Annotated in this window: 21 protein-coding genes; 14 read left to right on the top strand and 7 right to left on the bottom strand. The window is 35.0% G+C overall.

Going from position 1 to position 16217, the window contains the following annotated elements:
• Nucleotides 1-20 precede the first annotated feature (20 nt).
• The 6 genes from thiC to thiH all read left to right on the top strand — a co-directional run bounded on the left by thiC (nt 21) and on the right by thiH (nt 5977).
• The gene (gene thiC / locus ACFSJT_RS12745) at nt 21-1880 is read left to right on the top strand and encodes a phosphomethylpyrimidine synthase ThiC (RefSeq protein ID WP_378320670.1); all 1860 of its coding nucleotides are present in this window, start codon (nt 21-23) and stop codon (nt 1878-1880) included.
• A gap of 10 nt (nt 1881-1890) precedes the next feature.
• Nucleotides 1891-2490, top strand: coding sequence for a thiamine phosphate synthase (locus ACFSJT_RS12740; RefSeq protein ID WP_378320669.1), 600 nt, complete (start codon nt 1891-1893; stop codon nt 2488-2490).
• A 21-nt stretch (nt 2491-2511) separates the two neighbouring features.
• Nucleotides 2512-3276, top strand: coding sequence for a hydroxymethylpyrimidine/phosphomethylpyrimidine kinase (locus ACFSJT_RS12735; protein WP_378320668.1), 765 nt, complete (start codon nt 2512-2514; stop codon nt 3274-3276).
• Between the two features lie 12 nt (nt 3277-3288).
• The gene (locus tag ACFSJT_RS12730) at nt 3289-3981 is read left to right on the top strand and encodes a thiamine phosphate synthase (protein ID WP_378320667.1); all 693 of its coding nucleotides are present in this window, start codon (nt 3289-3291) and stop codon (nt 3979-3981) included.
• The gene (locus tag ACFSJT_RS12725) at nt 3974-4750 is read left to right on the top strand and encodes a thiazole synthase (RefSeq protein ID WP_378320666.1); all 777 of its coding nucleotides are present in this window, start codon (nt 3974-3976) and stop codon (nt 4748-4750) included. Before ACFSJT_RS12730 ends, ACFSJT_RS12725 begins: the two co-directional genes overlap by 8 nt.
• 114 nt (nt 4751-4864) lie before the next feature.
• Nucleotides 4865-5977: a 2-iminoacetate synthase ThiH gene (gene thiH, locus ACFSJT_RS12720; protein ID WP_378320665.1), complete on the top strand. Its 1113-nt coding sequence runs from the start codon at nt 4865-4867 to the stop codon at nt 5975-5977.
• A 14-nt stretch (nt 5978-5991) separates the two neighbouring features.
• On the opposite strand, the gene ACFSJT_RS12715 is transcribed toward thiH, so the two are convergent.
• Nucleotides 5992-6429: a hypothetical protein gene (locus tag ACFSJT_RS12715; RefSeq protein ID WP_378320664.1), complete on the bottom strand. Its 438-nt coding sequence runs from the start codon at nt 6427-6429 to the stop codon at nt 5992-5994.
• A 121-nt stretch (nt 6430-6550) separates the two neighbouring features.
• Between ACFSJT_RS12715 and greA the strand changes: the two genes are divergently transcribed.
• The 3 genes from greA to ACFSJT_RS12700 all read left to right on the top strand — a co-directional run bounded on the left by greA (nt 6551) and on the right by ACFSJT_RS12700 (nt 8037).
• On the top strand, nt 6551-7027 hold the full coding sequence (gene greA, locus ACFSJT_RS12710) for a transcription elongation factor GreA (RefSeq protein WP_378320663.1): 477 nt from the start codon (nt 6551-6553) through the stop codon (nt 7025-7027).
• A 206-nt stretch (nt 7028-7233) separates the two neighbouring features.
• Nucleotides 7234-7623: an HIT family protein gene (locus ACFSJT_RS12705; RefSeq protein ID WP_378320662.1), complete on the top strand. Its 390-nt coding sequence runs from the start codon at nt 7234-7236 to the stop codon at nt 7621-7623.
• Nucleotides 7624-7626: 3 nt separating this feature from the next.
• Nucleotides 7627-8037, top strand: coding sequence for an acyl-CoA thioesterase (locus ACFSJT_RS12700; protein WP_378320661.1), 411 nt, complete (start codon nt 7627-7629; stop codon nt 8035-8037).
• A gap of 1 nt (nt 8038) precedes the next feature.
• Here the strand turns inward: ACFSJT_RS12700 and ACFSJT_RS12695 are convergent, their stop codons facing one another.
• Both ACFSJT_RS12695 and ACFSJT_RS12690 read right to left on the bottom strand, forming a co-directional pair.
• The gene (locus ACFSJT_RS12695) at nt 8039-8404 is read right to left on the bottom strand and encodes a hypothetical protein (RefSeq protein WP_378320659.1); all 366 of its coding nucleotides are present in this window, start codon (nt 8402-8404) and stop codon (nt 8039-8041) included.
• 85 nt (nt 8405-8489) lie between these two features.
• Complete coding sequence (locus ACFSJT_RS12690; RefSeq protein WP_378320658.1) at nt 8490-9677, bottom strand: sensor histidine kinase; 1188 nt, start codon at nt 9675-9677, stop codon at nt 8490-8492.
• A gap of 134 nt (nt 9678-9811) precedes the next feature.
• Between ACFSJT_RS12690 and ACFSJT_RS12685 the strand changes: the two genes are divergently transcribed.
• From ACFSJT_RS12685 to upp, 4 genes are all read left to right on the top strand, one after another.
• Nucleotides 9812-10684 (top strand): flavin reductase family protein, encoded by an 873-nt coding sequence (locus tag ACFSJT_RS12685; RefSeq protein ID WP_378320657.1) that lies wholly within the window; start codon nt 9812-9814, stop codon nt 10682-10684.
• A 13-nt stretch (nt 10685-10697) separates the two neighbouring features.
• Entirely contained in the window at nt 10698-11078 is a 381-nt protein-coding gene (locus tag ACFSJT_RS12680) for a DUF3127 domain-containing protein (protein WP_378320656.1), read from the top strand.
• Between the two features lie 243 nt (nt 11079-11321).
• Nucleotides 11322-11966: a leucyl/phenylalanyl-tRNA--protein transferase gene (aat, locus tag ACFSJT_RS12675; RefSeq protein ID WP_378320655.1), complete on the top strand. Its 645-nt coding sequence runs from the start codon at nt 11322-11324 to the stop codon at nt 11964-11966.
• Nucleotides 11967-11993: 27 nt separating this feature from the next.
• Nucleotides 11994-12650, top strand: coding sequence for a uracil phosphoribosyltransferase (gene upp, locus ACFSJT_RS12670; protein WP_378320654.1), 657 nt, complete (start codon nt 11994-11996; stop codon nt 12648-12650).
• Here the strand turns inward: upp and ACFSJT_RS12665 are convergent.
• Complete coding sequence (locus ACFSJT_RS12665) at nt 12647-13210, bottom strand: DNA-3-methyladenine glycosylase I (RefSeq protein ID WP_378320653.1); 564 nt, start codon at nt 13208-13210, stop codon at nt 12647-12649. The two genes, upp and ACFSJT_RS12665, sit on opposite strands and share 4 nt — an antisense overlap.
• A gap of 105 nt (nt 13211-13315) precedes the next feature.
• On the opposite strand from ACFSJT_RS12665, the gene ACFSJT_RS12660 reads away from it, so the two are divergent.
• Nucleotides 13316-13930, top strand: coding sequence for a thioredoxin family protein (locus ACFSJT_RS12660; protein WP_378320652.1), 615 nt, complete (start codon nt 13316-13318; stop codon nt 13928-13930).
• On the opposite strand, the gene ACFSJT_RS12655 is transcribed toward ACFSJT_RS12660, so the two are convergent.
• The 3 genes from ACFSJT_RS12655 to ACFSJT_RS12645 form a co-directional block, all read right to left on the bottom strand.
• Nucleotides 13931-14545 carry a hypothetical protein gene (locus ACFSJT_RS12655; protein WP_378320651.1) on the bottom strand — a complete coding sequence of 205 codons (615 nt, stop codon included), beginning with the start codon at nt 14543-14545 and terminating at the stop codon, nt 13931-13933.
• A gap of 119 nt (nt 14546-14664) precedes the next feature.
• The gene (gene truB, locus ACFSJT_RS12650; RefSeq protein WP_378320650.1) at nt 14665-15372 is read right to left on the bottom strand and encodes a tRNA pseudouridine(55) synthase TruB; all 708 of its coding nucleotides are present in this window, start codon (nt 15370-15372) and stop codon (nt 14665-14667) included.
• An 11-nt stretch (nt 15373-15383) separates the two neighbouring features.
• Nucleotides 15384-16178: an undecaprenyl-diphosphate phosphatase gene (locus ACFSJT_RS12645; protein WP_378320649.1), complete on the bottom strand. Its 795-nt coding sequence runs from the start codon at nt 16176-16178 to the stop codon at nt 15384-15386.
• Nucleotides 16179-16217: the final 39 nt, after the last annotated feature.

The following is a 16217-nucleotide window of genomic DNA, read 5'->3' as shown; positions in this document are numbered from 1 at the left end:
AAAAACTTAAAACTCATACCATGAAGAAAAAAAGTCCCGTATCACAAGTAAATATGATTACTACCAAACCATTTCCGAATTCAAAAAAAATCTATGTTAAAGGAAATATCTACCCACAAATCAATGTCGCTATGCGGGAGGTTTCCTTAGATGATACCCTTGATAGTTTTACAGGAAAAAAAACACCAAATCAACCGGTAACTATTTATGATACCAGTGGGCCATATACAGATCCTTTGCAGAAAATTGATGTACATAAAGGTATAAAGCGAATACGGGAACAGTGGGTAATGGATCGAGGAGATGTTGAGGAGTTAGATAATTTTTCTTCAAAATATTGTAATGAGAGATTAGAGAATTCCAGTTTGGATCCCATACGATTCAAATACATTCGAAAACCAAAGAAGGCAAAAAAAAGCAAGAATGTTTCGCAAATGTATTATGCAAAACAAGGCATTATTACTCCTGAAATGGAATATGTAGCCATTCGGGAAAACCAAAAAATACACCAGGCAAAACGTATTTCAGAACAACATCCAGGACAAGATTTTGGAGCAAGTATCCCTAAAGTTATTACTCCAGAATTTGTAAGAGATGAGGTTGCAAAAGGAAGAGCAGTAATCCCTTCCAATATAAATCATCCAGAAAGTGAGCCGATGATTATTGGTAGAAACTTCCTGGTAAAAATTAATGCCAATATTGGTAATTCTGCTACAACATCCGGTATTGAAGAAGAAGTAGAAAAAGCAGTTTGGGCTTGCCGTTGGGGAGCCGATAATATTATGGACTTATCTACGGGCAAGAATATTCATGAAACCCGAGAATGGATCATTCGTAACTCACCAGTGCCTATTGGAACAGTACCAATTTATCAGGCTTTAGAAAAGGTAAAAGGCAAAGCCGAAGACCTGACTTGGGAAATTTTTAAAGATACTTTGATCGAGCAAGCAGAACAAGGAGTAGATTATTTTACCATTCATGCAGGAGTACGATTAGCGTACGTACCTATGACTGCCAAAAGAATTACAGGTATTGTTTCTCGAGGAGGATCGATTATGGCCAAATGGTGTTTGGCACATCATCAAGAGAGTTTTTTATATACACATTTTGAAGAAATTTGTGAAATCATGAAAGCTTATGATGTTGCTTTTTCACTTGGGGATGGATTACGCCCTGGATGTATTGCAGATGCTAATGACGAAGCGCAGTTTGCTGAGTTAGAGACGCTTGGAGAACTCACAAAAATAGCATGGAAGCATGATGTGCAAACTTTTATTGAGGGACCTGGGCACATACCTATGCATATGATCAAAGAAAATATGGATAAACAAATAGAAGCCTGTGGAGAAGCTCCTTTTTATACTTTGGGACCGCTAACTACCGATATTGCACCGGGCTATGATCATATAACTTCAGGAATCGGGGCAGCTATGATTGGCTGGTATGGTACTGCTATGTTATGCTATGTAACGCCAAAAGAGCATTTAGGTTTGCCAAATAAAGAAGATGTTCGAACCGGAGTAATTACTTATAAACTAGCAGCTCATGCGGCAGATTTGGCAAAAGGGCATCCGGGAGCTCAGCACAGAGATGATGCATTAAGTAAAGCCCGTTTTGAGTTTCGTTGGGAAGACCAGTTTAATCTTTCTCTTGATCCAGAACTGGCCAGAGCTTATCATGATGAAACATTGCCTGCAGAAGGTGCAAAAATTGCCCATTTCTGTAGTATGTGCGGACCTAAATTTTGCTCAATGAAAATCTCGCAAGAAGTTCGAGATTATGCAGCCAAAAAAGAAATGGATGATCAAAGAGCTATAGAAGCAGGTATGCAGGAAAAGGCCGAGGAGTTCAAAGAAAAAGGAAGCGAAGTTTATTTGTAAAAATGATATTATGCTCATAGTGCTTTCCTCAGAGCGAGAATTAGAAAACGAAGCCCATCAAATCAATAAGCTTTTTGAAAACGATTTAGAAGTACTTCATTTCAGAAAACCAACTTTGGGCTTAGAAGGATATAAAGCGCTGATTCAAAAAATTAACCCGGTATATCATGATCGTATTGTATTACATCAATATCATGAACTAGGTAACTCATTTAAATGTAGAGGTATACATATACAGGAGCGATTAAGAGAAGGCCTAGAGAAGGCCTTAAAAATATATGTGAATGATTACAAAGAAAAAGGATTGACAGTAAGCAGTTCTTTTCATTCTATCAAGGATATCGAAAACTGTTCAGTCGATTTTGACTATGTTTTGCTAAGCCCTGTTTTCGAATCAATTTCCAAAGCAGGTTATCTCGGAAAGAGCTTTGATGTTAATGGTCTAAATCAGTTTGTTATAGGGATGGGAGGAATTAATGAAAATACATTACAAGCAACTTTTGATCTGGGATTTAAAGGTGTAGGAGTTTTAGGAGGAATCTGGAATACCAAAGACTCATTGAAAAGCTTTAAAACTATTTATGAAAAACTCAAAATCATCAAGAAGTAGTTCATTCGCAAAATAGTAATTATGAAAAATCATCCATATGTACTCACTATTGCTGGTTTTGATCCATCTGGCGGAGCAGGAATTACAGCAGATGTCAAAACATTTGAGGCTCTAAAAGTATATGGGTTATCAGTTTGTACTGCAAATACAATTCAAAATGATATTGATTTTAAGGCTTGTTTTTGGATCGATATTGATGTGATAAAAAAACAGATTGAAGTCCTGTGTAACCGGTTTAAAATTACCCATGTGAAAATTGGCATTGTACAACACTGGAAGATATTAAATGAAATCATTGATATTTTAATTGAAAAGAACAAAGAAATAAAGATTATTCTTGACCCAATAATAAGGTCGAGTACTCATTTCAGCTTTCAAGAAATTTCACCAAAACCAGAATCTGTACATCAACTGGATAAGGTGTTAGATAAAATCTATTTGTTAACACCAAATTATCAGGAGATAGAAAAACTGTATGTAGATAAAAGTATACAAGAAACAATTGATCACATAAAGAAGAAAACGAATATCCTTTTAAAAGGAGGACACAGAACAGATGTTATTGGCAAAGATGAATTGTTTATGAAAAACGGAAGTCATTTCACCCTTAATCCCAAGAGACAAAACATTTATGAAAAACATGGTAGCGGTTGTGTTCTTTCTTCGGCAATTACTGCAAATTTGGCATTAGGATTTCCTCTTTTAAAATCATGTTACAGGGCAAAAAAATATACCGAAAACTTTTTAGGTTCAAATAAATCATTATTGGGTTATCACAGCATGTAAGAGTATCAAAGAATGATAAAATCAGAAAATATAGAAAACAAAATTATCTTTCCTATTTGGGACAGACTAAAAGAAGTTTCTCTACAGTATATATCACAAGGAAAAACTCCTCAGGATCACCTACAGAACATCCAAAAAGTTTGTAAAGCTGGTGGTAAGTGGATACAGTTACGTCTCAAGGATGTTGATACCGTTACTTATTTAAATACAGCTTTAGAATGCCGGAATATCTGCGATCAATATGAAGTGATCATGATTATTAATGATAGTGTGGCTACAGCAAAAGCAACCCTGGCCGACGGTGTTCATTTAGGGTTGAAAGACACCAGTATCTCTGAAGCAAGAAAGATTTTGGGAGATAGTTTTATTATTGGCGGTACGGCTAACACTATTGAAGACTGCATGCAACATCTCGAATCTGGGGTAGATTATATAGGATTGGGACCTTTTAGATACACTACTACCAAAAAGAAACTTGAACCAATATTAGGGTTACGTGGCTATAGAAACATTCTTTATAAACTTAAAAAACAAAATGTAAAAGTGCCCATTATAGCAATAGGAGGTATTATTGAACAAGATATTGAGGATCTCATGAAAACAGGAGTTTCTGGAATTGCGGTCTCAAAAATCTTAACCGGTCAAAAAGAGTTAAATCAGAATATAAATAATATAAAAATGCTTATTACCCAAGCCCATGGATAGACTTAAAATCGCAGATAAAGAGTTCTCATCCCGGTTATTTACTGGGACCGGAAAATTTAGTTCTTCTCAAATTATGAGAGATGCTTTGTTAGCTTCAGGAAGTGAATTAATTACTGTTGCATTAAAACGAGTAGATGTAAACAGCGAAAAAGATAATATTGTAAGTCATTTAGATCATCCAAGAATTAATTTATTGCCCAATACCTCAGGAGTTCGTAATGCAAAAGAGGCAGTTTTTGCAGCGCAATTAGCTCGTGAAGCGCTTGAGACGAATTGGATAAAGCTAGAAATTCATCCAGATCCCAAATACCTATTACCTGACCCCATCGAAACTTTAAAAGCAGCTGAGGAACTCGTGAAACTTGGATTTACTGTCATGCCTTACATTCATGCCGATCCGGTTTTGTGTAAACGCTTAGAAGAAGTTGGCGCACAATGCGTAATGCCATTGGGTGCGCCAATAGGCAGCAATAAGGGATTAAAAACTTTGGAGTTTTTAGAAATCATTATTGATCAAAGCAATATACCTGTAATTATTGATGCAGGAATTGGGAGTCCGTCACATGCAGCTTTTGCCATGGAGATAGGGGCAGATGCTGTATTGGTTAACACTGCTATTGCAGTATCTCAGCAGCCGATCAATATGGCCAAAGCATTTAGATTGGCAGTAGAGGCAGGTCGTATAGCGTATAATGCAAAGTTGGCACCGATACAGCAATATGCAGAGGCAAGTAGTCCCTTAACATCGTTTTTGGGTGAAGAAATATAATATGGAATTAAGTTCCTTCTCCCTCGAGGGAGAAGGTTAGGATGAGGGTGTTAAATTAAATCTCCTCACTTTAATCCTCTCCCCAAGGAGAGGAAACTCAAAATAGATAGAAGAATGGATACCTTCAAAAATATATTTGAACAATACGATTGGAACAATACACTTTCTAGTATTTTTTCCAAGACTGAAAACGATGTTATTAATGCTTTGTCCAAAACCAAAAGAGATCTTGAGGATTTTAAAGCTTTAATTTCCCCAGCTGCAAAACCCTATTTAGAAAATATGGCTCAGATGAGTAGCTGTATGACCAAAAAGCGCTTTGGCAATACAATACAGATGTACGCACCTATGTATTTGAGTAATGAGTGTCAAAATATTTGTACGTATTGCGGATTTAGTATAACGAATAAGATTCCCAGAAGAACGTTGACAGATAAAGAGATTCTTATTGAGGTTGATTTCTTAAAATCGAAAGGCTATGATCATATTCTTTTAGTTACCGGAGAAGCTAATAGAACGGTCGGAGTGAACTACATTAAAAATGCAATACAACTTATACAATCAAAATTTGCAAACATTACCATAGAGGTGCAGCCAATGAATCAAGAGGACTATGAACTTTTGATACATCATGGTTTGTATGCTGTATTGGTATATCAAGAAACGTATCATAGAGCAGAATATAAAAAACATCATCCTAAAGGGAAAAAGTCGAATTTCTATTATCGATTAGAAACTCCAGATCGATTAGGTCGCGCCGGAATTCATAAAATAGGCTTGGGTGCTTTGTTGGGATTAGAAGACTGGAGAGCTGATAGTTTTTTTACAGCATTACATTTACAGTACTTGAAAAAAACATATTGGAAAACTAAATATTCAATATCTTTTCCAAGATTGCGACCTCATAGTGGTGGTTTAGAACCAAAAGTAGAAATGACAGACTCAGATTTAGTACAACTTATCTGTGCGTTTAGGTTGCTCGACGAAGATGTAGAATTGTCAATGTCCACCCGAGAGAGTGGGGTTTTTAGGGAAAATGCTGTGAATCTCGGAATTACATCCATAAGTGCTGAGTCAAAAACAAATCCAGGAGGATACGTAATAGAACCACAGTCCTTAAAGCAATTCGAAATATCAGACGAACGATCAACTGAAGAGGTAGTACAAATGTTACAGCGAAAAGGTTTAGCCGTTGTTTGGAAGGACTGGGCCAATAACTGGCAATAAAATCCTAAAGAAAATTAGTTAGAAACGAAAACGGTGTTTCCTTCTTTAACAGCTCTATAACCTAATAAAGGAAACCCGCCTTCTCCTTTAATTTGTTGGCCAAATGCAGCAACATCATAAATATTCTCTTTTCCGTCGCAAGTTGAAGAAAATCGTGTTCCTGTCCCTGAAAGTGTAGAGCATTCAAGATTAGGATCTAGATTAGGATCACTTAATTCATAAGCAAAAAATTGTTGATCATTTTGATTGTAAATAATGACTCCTTTAATTCCTCTTCCAGCGGTACGATCTACAAAAATACCTCCGGGAACCCTAAGATTAACATATTCAGGTAAATTAAGATTAATTTGAAAGTTAAAAGAAACATTGGGTAAAAAAGTATTTCTTTCACCATCATCACTGCTACATGATAAAATCAATATAAAACATACTAAAAAAAGGATCTTCTTCATAACACTATTATTGTTTTGCCAAATTACGTAAATTTGTATTCTTCAGTAAAATTTTTGTTATCTTTGAATAACAAATCCCATACCTATGGGATTTTTTTGTATTTATATAAACGATGAAGTTATGAGCAAAGTATCTTATTACACTGCAGAGGGGCTAAAAAAATTAAGAGACGAATTAAATCATCTTAAAGATATAGAACGCCCAAAGGCATCTCAAGCAATTGCAGAAGCAAGAGACAAAGGAGATTTAAGTGAAAATGCTGAGTATGATGCGGCAAAAGAAGCCCAGGGACTGCTAGAAATGAGAATTTCTAAATTAGAAGAGACATTATCTGGTGCACGTTTGATTGATGAATCTCAATTAGATACTTCAAAAGTCTTGATTCATTCAACAGTAAAGATTAAAAACCAGACCAATGGAGCAGAAATGACCTACAAGTTGGTGGCACAAAGTGAAGCAGATCTCAAATCGGGAAAAATTTCAGTAGATTCACCTATTGGCAAAGGGCTTTTAGGAAAGAGTGTGGGTGAAGTAGCAGAAATACAGGTGCCAAATGGGATTATGAAGTTTGATGTTGTAGAAATTACAAGAGAATAATCTTACCAAGTGAACTATCCTGGGGCAAGACCACGAGGCATCGGTTGGAAATTAATTATGATTTAGCGGCAAGCCACGGAGCATTTAAATCTCGATTATCGAGTAACGCTAAAAGCCTTTTTTGAATTCAAAAAAGGCTTTTTTATAGTTTTCTTATAAATAAATAGAGTATATTTCGATTTAATAATCCAACTAAAATTTTATAAATGCCTACCCTATTCACTAAAATTATTAATGGTGAAATTCCGTCTTATAAAGTTGCCGAAGATGAGAATTTCTATGCTTTTTTGGATATTCATCCTAATGCAAAAGGCCACACATTATGCATACCTAAAAAGGAAGAAGACAAACTGTTCGATCTTGACGAGGAAACGTATCTAGGATTAATGAGTTTCTCACGTAAAGTAGCCAAAGCACTAAAAAAAACAGTATCATGTAAACGTGTTGGTGTTGCCGTTGTCGGGCTTGAAGTGCCTCACGTTCATGTTCACCTGATACCTTTAAACCAGATGAAGGAAATGACATTTGAGCATAAAATTTCTATGACAACTGCTGCATTTGAAGAGTTAGCCTCCGAAATTCAATCGAATTTATAAGGTATGCAGGATTCAGATTTTAAGTTATCCTTGACACTTCGGATCGATTGGAGTGAAATGGATACGTATATGCATGTCAATAATGTTAATTTTATGAAATACATGCAAAGTGCTCGTGTTCAGTTTTGGGAAGTAACCGGGTTGTCTCAACTTTATGAAGAGACCAAAAAAGGTCCGATGTTGGTTTCTACCAAATGTGATTTCAAGCATCCTTTATTTTTTCCTGGGAACGTTATTATCAAAACTAAAGTCGAGTTTATAAAACACTCCAGTTTTGGTTTATATCACAGGCTTTATAATGATGAGGGTATTCTTTGCGCCAAAGGGCATGATGTAGCCGTTTGTTTTGATTTTAATATTGACAAAACGTTTAAAATCACAAAAGAGATACGACAAATAATGGAGAAATATTAATTTAAGAAGTTAGACCTAAAAGATTGGGGTGATAAGCATATACATATCCAACACCAACTATTGCAAGAACTATGAAAAGTAATATATAAAATAAGCCGGTAAATTTTAAAGAAGAGGGTTTAGATGTAATGGTTTTTTTATGGTAATCATACACTCGTTCGATATCCATAGTCCACTGTCCCGGATAAATAGCGTTTTCGCATTTACTGCATTCAATACTTTCAATTACATTTTTTTTGGTTCTCACTAAAAGTTTTGATTTTTGTTTTTCTTGTTTGAACGAAAGTACCATTCCGTCATTCGAATAACATTCAGGACAATTATTGGTAAGGGTTGTTTCTTTAAGGACAATGTATTCTGTTTTCACGGGATTTAATTTAGTGTCTCAATGACTTATAACGCACTGAAGAAAATATTGTTATATCATTTTGCATTAAAACAGGTACAAAGGGTTACACTTTGATCCCTGATTTACGAAGTGTGATCTGAAAAGTAGTTCCTTTATCAATTTCAGAACGTAGAACTTTGATGCGTCCCAGGTGATATTCTTCAATGATTCTTTTGGCTAAGGATAATCCAAGACCCCATCCTCGACTTTTAGAAGTATACCCGGGTTCAAAAATTTTTGTAAACTTACTTTTAGGCAAACCCTTTCCGGTGTCCTTTATATAAATGAATACGCGCTTTGCATCATCGGTAAGGCCAATTTTAAGGTCTCCCTTTCCACGCATGGCATCAATAGCATTTTTAACAAGGTTTTCTATAGTCCAACTAAATAGTTGAGAGTTTAAAGAGACATAAATAGGTTTATCTGGTAAATCAAGGGAAAAGTTAATTAATTTTGAGCTTCTGGATTGCAGATAGGTATAAGCCTCTCTCGTTTCTTCCACTATATCAACTTCCTCCAGATTGGGGATAGATCCAATTTTAGAAAAACGCTCCGTAATCACCTTTAACCTAGAAATATCTTTTTCTATTTCGGTAATATACTCAGGATTTACATGTTCTGCTTTTAGAATCTCATTCCATCCTACCAAAGAGGATAACGGGGTCCCGATCTGATGAGCAGTTTCTTTTGCCATACCCGCCCAAAGTTTGTTTTGCTCACTTGCTTTTGATGTAGTAAAAAAGAAATAAATTACACCTATTAGTAAGAACAAAATTAATGCTATAGCAATGGGATAATATTTTAATTTGTTCAGTATATCAGAGTGCCCGTAGTATATATATTGAACGGTGCCTCGCAGATTTAATTCTATAGGTTTATTTTCTGATTTCAGTTTGCTTAAATATGATTTGAGCCTTTTTTCATTATTAATCAAGGTTTCTGATAAATTTTGGAAATAACTAGGGTCAGGTTTTCCAATAGAATCTCTTATAAAATCTCCACTAGAGTCTGTGATGATAATGGGTATAGATCTGTTTGTTGCTCCAATTAAAATTGACAATTCCAGATAATCATCAGATTGTTCGCTGTTCAAAGCTTTTTGAGATTGAGCCCATATTTCTATTTTGGTGCGTTCATCATCTTTAAGTCGTTGTAAAAATAGTGAAGTACTCCATAATACAAGAGCCGTAATAACAACAACAGCAATGATTATAAAATAGCTTGAAAAATTACGCTCATCAGAGAAGTTCATAAAGAGATGTTAACTAAATCTTAATTATAACGGTTTTAAACAATTTTATTGTCTACAAAATAGAATGCAAAACTTGTTTATACAATAATTTAACGGCCAAAGTTTAATTATCTTTGCTCAATATAAAACAAATTATGATTACAATCGATCCTTCAGCGGTTTCTACAGGAAAATTACATGGTCTTATGTTAGGTGCAGTTGGGCCCAGACCCATTGCTTTTGCCAGTACAATAGATGCAGATGGCAATCCTAATTTATCGCCTTTTAGTTTTTTTAATGTATTTAGTGCAAACCCACCCATTCTTATATTTTCTCCCGCCAGGAGAGTGAGAGACAATACTATTAAACATACGTTAGAAAATGCAAAAAGTACCAAAGAAGTAGTGATTAATATAGTAAACTACAATATTGTTCAGCAAATGTCTTTATCCAGCACTGAATATCCTGGCAGAGTCAATGAATTTGTAAAATCCGGGCTTACTATGGTGCCTTCAGAAAAGATCAATGCTTTTCGAGTTGGTGAATCTCCTGTACAGTTCGAATGTAAGGTAAATGAAATTGTGGCAATGGGTGAAGAAGGAGGTGCCGGAAACCTGATTATTTGCGAAGTATTGTTAATGCATATTAATGAAGAAATTCTTGATGAAAATGAGAGAATTGATCAGCATAAAATAGACCAGGTAGCGCGAATGGGGGGGAATTGGTATACTCGAGCCAACAAAGGTATGTTTGAGGTTCCTAAACCACTAAGTGCAATAGGGATAGGAGTAGATTCGTTACCAGAAGATATTAAGAATAGTAAAGTTTTTACAGGTAACGATTTGGGTAAACTGGCGAATGTAGAAGGTATTCCAACTAAGGAAGATGCACGTACATTTGTTAATAACCGAGATGATATAAAGGTTAAAATAGAGCATGCTAACCAAATAGAAATTCATAAATTTGTAAAGCAATATCTAGATCAAAACGATATAGATACAGCGTGGAATATTTTATCAGCAAAATAACAATATAGTAGAGATGGAAGTACAAGGTAAAGTAAAAATGATAGGTGAGACGCAAACCTTTGGTAGCAATGGTTTTAGAAAGAGAGAGATTGTGGTAACTACAAATGAGCAATACCCGCAACATATTATGGTAGAGTTTATTCAGGACAAATGTGATTTACTAAATAATTTTCAGGTTGGTCAGGATGTAAAGATTAGTATAAATCTTCGTGGTCGTGAATGGGTAAATCCGCAGGGAGAAACTAAGTATTTTAATTCGATTCAGGGATGGAGAATAGAGAATTTACAAGCTGCAGCACCTGCTTCAGGTTCTATTCCACCCACCCCACCTGCAGATACTTTTGAGCCGGCTACAGACTTCTCTGAAGAAGAACATGATGATTTACCATTTTAGGTAAATTTGTAACTATAGATATTATACTAAACTTGTCAAAGTATTGTCGAAGTGTAAAGCAAAAAGTCCGATAGAAATATCGGACTTTTCATATTGTGGTTTTAGGTTAACCTTTTAATAAAACTCAAAAAAGCAATGATGAACAAAATTTATCTTAAAAGGTCTTCACAAATATTGCGATTTTTTTGGTCAATTCAAACAACTGATTGATATTTAACGTTGTATAATAGAGAAACTCGTATTTTGTATATTCTAACAGATTTAATTCAGTTTCCTCCGGCTAGTCACGCAGATGTTGACGGATTATTGGCAATAGGAGGAGATTTATCAATAGCAAGATTGTTAGAAGCTTATAATAACGGTATTTTTCCCTGGTATAGTGCTGATCAACCTATTTTGTGGTTTAGTCCGGATCCAAGAATGGTATTATTTCCAACAGAACTCAAGGTGAGTAAGAGTATGAAACAACTCATCAAAAAGGATCAGTTCAAAGTAACTTTTAATAAAGATTTTGAAAGCGTAATTCATCATTGTGCCCATATTAAAAGAAGAGAACAAGAAGGCACCTGGATAACTAATGAGATGCAAAGAGCATATACAAAGCTACATGAATTAGGACATGCCATCTCTGTTGAGGTTTGGAAAAATGAAGAATTGGCAGGGGGGTTGTATGGAATCTGGCTGGAAAGTAAAAAAATATTTTGTGGAGAAAGTATGTTTTCTTCAGTGAGCAATGCGTCAAAATATGGTTTTATTAAATTAGTTGAAAAATTACAGCAAAAAGAGGTAAAGTTAATTGATTGTCAGGTATACACAGATCATTTGGCCAGCTTGGGAGCCAGAGAAATTCCCAGAGAAGAGTTTTTGAAGTATTTAAGTAATTCGTAACTACAGTAACAGGCTAAAGTAAACGATATGATTGTCCATAATTTGGGGTTAGAAAATTCGGTTTTAAATCAATTTGTATTAGAACTTAGAGATGTCGAAATACAAAAAGATAGTATGCGTTTTAGGAAGAATATAGAACGTATAGGAGAAATACTTAGTTATGAACTAAGTAAAAAACTGGATTATGAAAACGAAAAGGTCCAAACACCTTTAGGGACCAAAGAAGTATCTGTTCCCAATAATGAACTTGTGCTCTGTTCGATCCTGAGAGCGGGATTGCCATTACATCAAGGGTTGTTGAATTATTTTGATAAAGCCGAAAATGCATTTATTTCTGCATATCGGGATCATAAAAATGATGATGAAGATGATTTTGATATCATTGTAGAATATTTAGCTTCTCCATCACTACAAAATAAAACGCTAATTCTGGCCGACCCGATGTTGGCGACAGGCAAAACTTTGGAAAATACATTTAGAGCAATGCAGAATCATGGTACTCCCAAACAAATTCATATGGTTTCTGTAATTGGGTCAGAGCAGGGCGTAGCGCATGTAAAAAATGTATTTCCCGAAAATACACATCTGTGGATTGCAGCAATAGATGAAAAACTGAGTAATCGCAGTTATATCATTCCCGGGCTAGGAGATGCCGGGGATTTGTCTTTCGGGATAAAACTCTAGACCTGACTATATCTAAAACAATCGATCGTATGATCATTAACCATACCCGTAGCTTGCATAAATGCGTACATTATTGTAGATCCAACAAACTTGAAACCGCGTTTTTTTAGATCTTTACTCATTTTATCAGAAATCTCTGTTTTGGCTGGGCTATCTTTATGATGTTTCCATTTATTTTGAACAGGTTTGTTATTTACAAAACTCCAAATATAGCTATCAAAACTACCAAATTCTTCCTGAATTTTTATAAAATTTTGAGCGTTGGTAATAGCAGAATTAACTTTCAATTTATTGCGAATAATACCTGCATTTTGAAGTAATGCTGACTTTTTTCTTTCATCATATCGTGCAACAATTCGATAATCAAAGTTATCAAAAGCTATTCTGAAATTATCTCTTTTGCGTAAAATAGTGATCCAACTTAATCCCGCCTGAAAGGTTTCTAATACCAAAAATTCAAATAAAAGTTGCTCATCGTGTACAGGTACTCCCCACTCATGATCATGGTAAGCTTCATAAAGAGAATCTCCTACACACCATCCACATCTTTGTTTTTGCATATCCTAAGCTTTGAATTTTAAATATACTATTTTCGTGAAGAATTTTGCATATTGTAAGTTTTAAAGATAACAATCGTCTTACCAGGATAGCATTGAGCAATGATTATGGAAGAAACTAAAACGATGACAGTAAATAAATTAATTGAAGAAGGAATCAACAACTCTTATTCTTATCAGGAATATAAACAATTGGTAAGTGATCTATTGGCCAAAGGAAAATCAACTGGTCACAAGCAATCTGAAGCATTAACCAATTATAGTATGCTTAATGATCGAAGAATGAAACGTCTGGATAAAACTCTAAAAATAGATAAATCAATAACTGAGGTATTCTCTAGCACTAATACGAAGGTAACATGGTTGGTGCTGTCTGAAGGTTGGTGTGGTGATGCTGCTCAATCGTTACCGGTAATTAATACATTGGCACGATTAAACGAAGGAATAGATTTTAAGATTATTTTGAGAGATGATCATGACGAATTAATGAACAATTTTTTAACTAATGGAGGAAAAGCGATACCAAAATTGATAGCATACGACACTCAAAATCAAAAAGTATTAAATACGTGGGGTCCTAGGCCGTCGATAGCTACAAAAATGGTAAACGACTACAAAGCTCAAAACGGTAGTTTAGATCCACAATTCAAACAGGATTTACAGGTATGGTACAATAAAGACCGTGGGGTCAATATTGCCCAGGATTTAGTACAATTATTATGATTAATTACTATAATTAAAATAATAGGTAATAGACCCCTGTTGTTCTTCTATAGTGGTGCGTGAAAATAATGCTTTTCTAGCATAGTTCATAGCATTATCAAAAAGGCATTCGTTACGTGTAGTAGACCTTTTTTTGTCGACCTTTGCATCTACTACATATCCGTTTTTATTTACTTCAATTTTTACTACTACTTTACCGCTTCCGTTACACGTGTACACGGGATTTGGTAGTTCGACAGATTTCCTGCCTTTTAGGCTGTAGGTAAGAGAACTATTTCGATTATTAGTTTCTTCATCCTCTGGTTTTACTTCTTCCTTTTTGGCCTCATCGTTTTTGTCTTCTTCCAATGGGACTTCACTATCCTCATTAATTAAGGCCTCTTCACTTTGAGCCATATCTTCGGTCTCAGTCAGTGATTTAATACGCTGTTCAATCTCATCGTGATCTTCAAAATCCTCATTAAATGCGTTATGAGTTCTTTTGTTGGCATCGAGTTGCCTATTTTCTTGGGCAATAAGTTCTTCTTCGGGTTGCTGCTCTTTTTCTTGCTCTGCCAAAAATTCTTCAGGAATTTCCATCATAATTTCAGCTTGTTCTTTTTGCTTTTTTATCATATTGATATTGTATAAGCTAAGAACAAAGATTCCCATCAACATTGATGTGATAATTAGGGCTTTATGTTTCTCTATGAACTCCATAAGTGTATGTATAACTAATTTTCTTCCACAATATTTTATGTAGTTTTAATTTTTGCCGGTAACTGTTTAATAAAAGATTCCATATTAGTTGCGTTTTCAACAGAAAATGCTCCTATTCTGGTCCTTCTTAATGCAGTTAGGTGCCCCCCGCTATTTAAAGTTTTTCCGAAATCGTGTGCCAAAGATCTAATATATGTTCCCTTGCTACAGACCACTCTAAAATCTACCTCGGGCAGTGCAATCCTTGTGATTTCAAATTGTGCTATAGTAATTTTTCGTGGTTTTATTTCTACTGCTGAGCCTTCTCTTGCATACTCATATAATCGTTTTCCATCTTTTTTTAAGGCCGAAAACACAGGTGGGTATTGTTCTATTTCGCCTATAAAATGAGAAGTAGCTTCTTTTATATTGTTTTCTGTAATATGATCGATTGGAAATGTTTGGTCTATTTCGGTTTCAAGATCATATGATGGTGTTGTTGCTCCAAGAGTAATTGTGCCTATGTATTCTTTTGCCTGCCCTTGAAACTCCTGAATTCGTTTTGTAAATTTTCCTGTGCAAATGATAAGAAGACCAGATGCTAAAGGATCTAATGTTCCTGCGTGTCCTACTTTAATTTTTTTGATCCCGAAATTTTTTCGAATAGCCCAACGAAGTTTGTTTACAACCTGGAAAGAAGTCCATTGCAATGGCTTATCGATCAAAATAATTTGACCGTCTTTATAGTCTTGTTCGGTTAACATTATATATGGGGCTATTTAATAAAACCAAAAATGATGGCCAATAAGCCAACAAGAATACAATATACGGCAAAATAAGTTAACTTACTCTTTTTCACCAAAGAAATCATCCATGTACATGCGAATAGCCCCGAAACAAACGCAGCCATAAAACCAACAATAACAGCTATATTATTTTCTGAGGAAAACACAAGATCACCGCTTAAAATATCTTTAGCTATTTTACCAAAAATTAGTGGAATTACCATCAAGAAAGAAAAACGTGCTGCTTTGGTTTTATCATTGCCCAATAATACCGAAGTAGAAATAGTAGCACCACTTCTTGAAATACCTGGTAGCATAGCAATCGCCTGCGCAATACCAATAACAAAGGCATTTGAAGTACTTACTGGTTTTCTGGTGCTTTTGGCTTTATCAGCAAACCATAATAGGGCAGCAGTAATAAGCAACATAAAGCCCACAAACATAACATTGCCACCAAAAAGTTGTTCTAACTGTTCTTCAAAAAACAATCCTACGAGCACAGCAGGGATCATAGAGATGATAATTTTGATAGAAAATAAAGTTTCTTCGTTTTTTTTGAATTTCAACAAACCATTCAAGATGGTCCAGATATCCCTTCTAAAAACTACAATGGTACTTAATGCAGTGGCAAAATGAAGTACTACGGTAAAAAGTAAGGATTCTTCTGGGATGCTAGTGTCACCAAGTATAGCTTTGCCTAATTCTAAATGACCGCTTGAAGAAACCGGTAAAAATTCTGTAAGACCTTGTACTATACCTAATATAATCGCATCAATGATTTCCATGAAATATGAAGGGTTTTCTTAAAAATTGATGCAAATATA

Origin of the sequence: Aquimarina celericrescens (assembly GCF_042682765.1) — a bacterium.
Lineage (GTDB): Bacteria > Bacteroidota > Bacteroidia > Flavobacteriales > Flavobacteriaceae > Aquimarina > Aquimarina celericrescens.
Note: the sequence above shows the minus strand (reverse complement) of the source record. Positions and strands in the feature narration are given on the sequence as shown.

What these genes read in the sequence shown, in the direction of transcription:
- thiC (WP_378320670.1), top strand. Translation starts at nt 21, where the DNA reads ATGAAGAAAAAAAGTCCCGTATCACAAGTAAATATGATTACTACCAAA.
- ACFSJT_RS12740 (WP_378320669.1), top strand. Translation starts at nt 1,891, where the DNA reads ATGCTCATAGTGCTTTCCTCAGAGCGAGAATTAGAAAACGAAGCCCAT.
- ACFSJT_RS12735 (WP_378320668.1), top strand. Translation starts at nt 2,512, where the DNA reads ATGAAAAATCATCCATATGTACTCACTATTGCTGGTTTTGATCCATCT.
- ACFSJT_RS12730 (WP_378320667.1), top strand. Translation starts at nt 3,289, where the DNA reads ATGATAAAATCAGAAAATATAGAAAACAAAATTATCTTTCCTATTTGG.
- ACFSJT_RS12725 (WP_378320666.1), top strand. Translation starts at nt 3,974, where the DNA reads ATGGATAGACTTAAAATCGCAGATAAAGAGTTCTCATCCCGGTTATTT.
- thiH (WP_378320665.1), top strand. Translation starts at nt 4,865, where the DNA reads ATGGATACCTTCAAAAATATATTTGAACAATACGATTGGAACAATACA.
- ACFSJT_RS12715 (WP_378320664.1), bottom strand. Translation starts at nt 6,429, where the DNA reads ATGAAGAAGATCCTTTTTTTAGTATGTTTTATATTGATTTTATCATGT.
- greA (WP_378320663.1), top strand. Translation starts at nt 6,551, where the DNA reads ATGAGCAAAGTATCTTATTACACTGCAGAGGGGCTAAAAAAATTAAGA.
- ACFSJT_RS12705 (WP_378320662.1), top strand. Translation starts at nt 7,234, where the DNA reads ATGCCTACCCTATTCACTAAAATTATTAATGGTGAAATTCCGTCTTAT.
- ACFSJT_RS12700 (WP_378320661.1), top strand. Translation starts at nt 7,627, where the DNA reads ATGCAGGATTCAGATTTTAAGTTATCCTTGACACTTCGGATCGATTGG.
- ACFSJT_RS12690 (WP_378320658.1), bottom strand. Translation starts at nt 9,677, where the DNA reads ATGAACTTCTCTGATGAGCGTAATTTTTCAAGCTATTTTATAATCATT.
- ACFSJT_RS12685 (WP_378320657.1), top strand. Translation starts at nt 9,812, where the DNA reads ATGATTACAATCGATCCTTCAGCGGTTTCTACAGGAAAATTACATGGT.
- ACFSJT_RS12680 (WP_378320656.1), top strand. Translation starts at nt 10,698, where the DNA reads ATGGAAGTACAAGGTAAAGTAAAAATGATAGGTGAGACGCAAACCTTT.
- upp (WP_378320654.1), top strand. Translation starts at nt 11,994, where the DNA reads ATGATTGTCCATAATTTGGGGTTAGAAAATTCGGTTTTAAATCAATTT.
- ACFSJT_RS12665 (WP_378320653.1), bottom strand. Translation starts at nt 13,210, where the DNA reads ATGCAAAAACAAAGATGTGGATGGTGTGTAGGAGATTCTCTTTATGAA.
- ACFSJT_RS12660 (WP_378320652.1), top strand. Translation starts at nt 13,316, where the DNA reads ATGGAAGAAACTAAAACGATGACAGTAAATAAATTAATTGAAGAAGGA.
- ACFSJT_RS12655 (WP_378320651.1), bottom strand. Translation starts at nt 14,545, where the DNA reads ATGATAAAAAAGCAAAAAGAACAAGCTGAAATTATGATGGAAATTCCT.
- truB (WP_378320650.1), bottom strand. Translation starts at nt 15,372, where the DNA reads ATGTTAACCGAACAAGACTATAAAGACGGTCAAATTATTTTGATCGAT.
- ACFSJT_RS12645 (WP_378320649.1), bottom strand. Translation starts at nt 16,178, where the DNA reads ATGGAAATCATTGATGCGATTATATTAGGTATAGTACAAGGTCTTACA.